The organism is Aeromonas sp. HMWF015 (genome assembly GCF_963878965.1).
Taxonomy (GTDB): Bacteria; Pseudomonadota; Gammaproteobacteria; order Enterobacterales; family Aeromonadaceae; genus Aeromonas; species Aeromonas veronii.
In genome coordinates, this window is the sequence record NZ_CAWNZT010000431.1 from 1 (window position 1) to 3,249 (window position 3,249).

The following is a 3,249-nucleotide window of genomic DNA, read 5'->3' on the forward strand; positions in this document are numbered from 1 at the left end:
TACCTGCATTCTGGCCCGCACTCTTGCCTTCACCCTGTGCGGCCGGTTTGCCATTAGCCGCGCCTTTGTGCAGCTGGGAGCCGACCGGCTTGCCGCCGGTCGGCTTGTTGCCTGTGCCATTGCCACGCTGGTGACTGATGTTGCTATGGCGAGTCAGGGCCGGTTTCATGCCCTTGCCGCTGGCGGCACGCTCGTTGCGCCCTTCCGCCGGCACCAGACAGCCGGGACCGTTGCCAATCAGGTGGCCCTTGCCCATGGCGAGCAGGGCTTCGCGGATCATCGGCCAGCCAGCGGGGTCGTGGTAGCGCAGCAGTGCCTTGTGCAGGCGGCGACGGCGCTCGCCCTTGGCAACAAACACATCGCCACCGGTGCGGCTCACCTTGTTTAACGGGTTTTTCTCCGTGTAATACATGGTGGTGGCGTTGGCGAGCGGCGACGGGTAGAAGTTCTGCACCTGATCGAGCTTGAAGCGGTTCTCTTTGACCCAGAGCGCCAGATTGATCATGTCTTCATCCGTGGTGCCCGGGTGGGCGGAGATAAAGTAGGGGATCAAGTACTGCTGCTTGCCCGCCTCTTTGGAGTATTTGTCGAACAGCTCCTTGAACTGGTAGTAGCTGCCCATGCCCGGCTTCATCATCTTGGAGAGCGGGCCCTCTTCGGTGTGTTCCGGCGCGATCTTGAGGTAGCCGCCGACGTGATACTTGGCCAGCTCCTTGATATAGCGGGGATCTTCCACCGCGATGTCGTAACGCACGCCGGAGGCGATCAGGATCTTCTTGATCCCCTTGAGGTCGCGCGCCTTGCGATAGAGGTTGATGGTCGGGCTGTGGTCGGTGTCCATATGCGGGCAGATGGTGGGCCAGACACAGGAGGCGCGACGGCAGGTCTGCTCGGCCTTGGGGCTCTTGCAGCGCAGCTTGTACATGTTGGCGGTGGGGCCGCCGAGATCCGAGATGACCCCGGTAAAGCCCGGCACCTTGTCACGGATATCTTCGATTTCCTTGAGGATCGACTCTTCCGAGCGGCTCTGGATGATGCGCCCTTCGTGCTCGGTGATGGAGCAGAAGGAGCAGCCGCCAAAGCAGCCGCGCATGATGTTGACCGAGGTCTTGATCATCTCGAACGCCGGGATCTTCTCGTTGCCATAGGCCGGGTGCGGCACCCGCTGGTAGGGCAGGCCGAATACGCCGTCCATCTCGTCGGTTTCGAGCGGGAAGGCGGGCGGGTTGACCCAGATGATGCGATCGCCGTGGGCCTGCGACAGGGCGCGGGCACAGCCGGGGTTGGTCTCGTGGTGCAGAATGCGGGACGCGTGGGCGTAGAGCACCTTGTCCTCTTTCACCCGCTCGAATGCCGGCAGCTTGACGTAAGTCTTCTCCCACGGCTTTTGCTTAGGCGGCTGCACCAGCACAGGTTTGGCTTCCTGCGCGGCAGGTGCCGTTTCGCTGGCGTCATCCGAGCATGGGGCCCCTTCCATATAGGGGTTCATGATGGGATCGATGCGGCCAATCTGGTCGAGCTTGCTCGAATCCACCCCTTTCCAGCCCGGCAGCGGCTCCTTGCGGATGACGGCGGTGCCGCGAATATCCTGCATGGTGTCGATGGTCTCCCCCGCTGCAATGCGGTGGGCCACTTCCACCAGCGGCCGCTCGGCGTTGCCGTAGATGAGGATATCGGCCTTGGCATCGAGCAGGATGGAGCGGCGGATGGTCTCGGACCAGTAGTCGTAGTGGGCGATACGGCGTAAGGAAGCCTCGATGCCGCCGATGACCACCGGCACCTCCTTGAAGGCCTCCTTGCAGCGCTGGGTATAGACCAGGGTGGCGCGATCCGGCCGCTTGCCGCCTACATCCCCCGGGGTGTAGGCGTCGTCGTGGCGCAGCTTTTTATCGGAGGTGTAGCGGTTGATCATGGAGTCCATGTTGCCCGCCGTCACCCCGAAGAAGAGGTTCGGTTTGCCCAGACGCATAAAGTCATCCTTCGATGACCAGTCCGGCTGGGCGATGATGCCGACCCGAAAGCCCTGGGATTCCAGCATGCGACCGATGACCGCCATGCCGAAGCTCGGGTGATCCACGTAGGCATCCCCCGTCACCAGAATGACGTCGCAGCTGTCCCAACCCAGCTTGTCCATCTCTTTGCGGGACATGGGCAGGAAGGGCGCCGTGCCGTAGCACTCGGCCCAATAGCGGGGATAGGAGAAAAGGTGGGGTACCGGCTGCATTTTGAACACCTGGAAAAATTCGGGTCGCGCATTATACCGGTTGCGGCCAAGGGGAGCGATGGCTTTTTGTCCCTATAGATCCCGCGGAATAGGTCGCCGCCCGCAATAGCAAGGGCGCCCGCAGGCGCCCTTGTGATGATGGAGGCTGATAACCCGCCCCGCTTGAGCGCGCAGGTCAGGGTTCAGACCAGGATTCAGGTCAAGGCGCTGATCAGGGCGCCGGAGGCTGCGACTCCCCTGCCCCCTTGGCGGCCAGCGCTTCGTCTACCTGTTGATCCCGCGCCCCTGTCATGCCAGCGTGGCGGGCGATCAGATGGTAGATGGCGGGCACCACCAGCAGGGTCACCAGGGTTGCCAGCGACAACCCGAAGAAGACCACTGTACCCACCGCCATCCGGCTCTCGTAACCCGCCCCCATGGAGAGCATCAGCGGCACCGCGCCGATAATGGCGGTGAGCGAAGTCATCAGGATGGGGCGCAAGCGGCGCACCGAGCCTGCGATGATCGCCTCCTCGAACCCTTCCCCCCGCTGGCGCAGCTGGTTGATGAACTCGACGATGAGGATGCCGTTCTTGGTCACCATGCCGATCAGCATGATCATCCCGATCTGGCTGTAGATGCTCATCTCCTGCCCCGTCAGCCAGAGGCCCAAAAGACCGCCGAAGATGCCGAGCGGCACCGTCACCATCACCACCGCCGGGGTCAGGGTGCTCTCGAACTGGGCCACCAGCACCAGATAGACCACCAGCAGGGCGAGGCCAAAGACCAGCACCATCTCCCCCTGATTGTCGCGGTAATCCTTGGAATCACCGGCGTAATCCACCGTCATGCCGGTGGGCAGATTGGCGTTGGCCCAGCCATCGAGGAAATCGAGGGCCTCACCCAGGGTGTGGTCAGGATGCACGTCGGCGGTCAGGGTGATCGCTTTTTGCCGCTGGTAGTGGTTGAGGCGGTTGGCAGTCGCCACCTGCTTGACGGTCGCCAGGGTCGAGAGACTGACCATCTCGCCATTGGCTGCCTTGAGG

Annotated in this window: 2 protein-coding genes; both read right to left on the reverse strand. The window is 62.7% G+C overall.

What is annotated here, in order from left to right; translation table 11 throughout:
* Positions 1–2,224: YgiQ family radical SAM protein (locus AACS18_RS22225; protein ID WP_108613350.1), on the reverse strand; the 2,224-nt coding region annotated here is incomplete at its 3' end.
* 211 nt (positions 2,225–2,435) lie between these two features.
* Positions 2,436–3,249, reverse strand: an 814-nt coding sequence (locus AACS18_RS23735; protein ID WP_258228794.1) for an efflux RND transporter permease subunit, incomplete at its 5' end; no start/stop codon positions are given.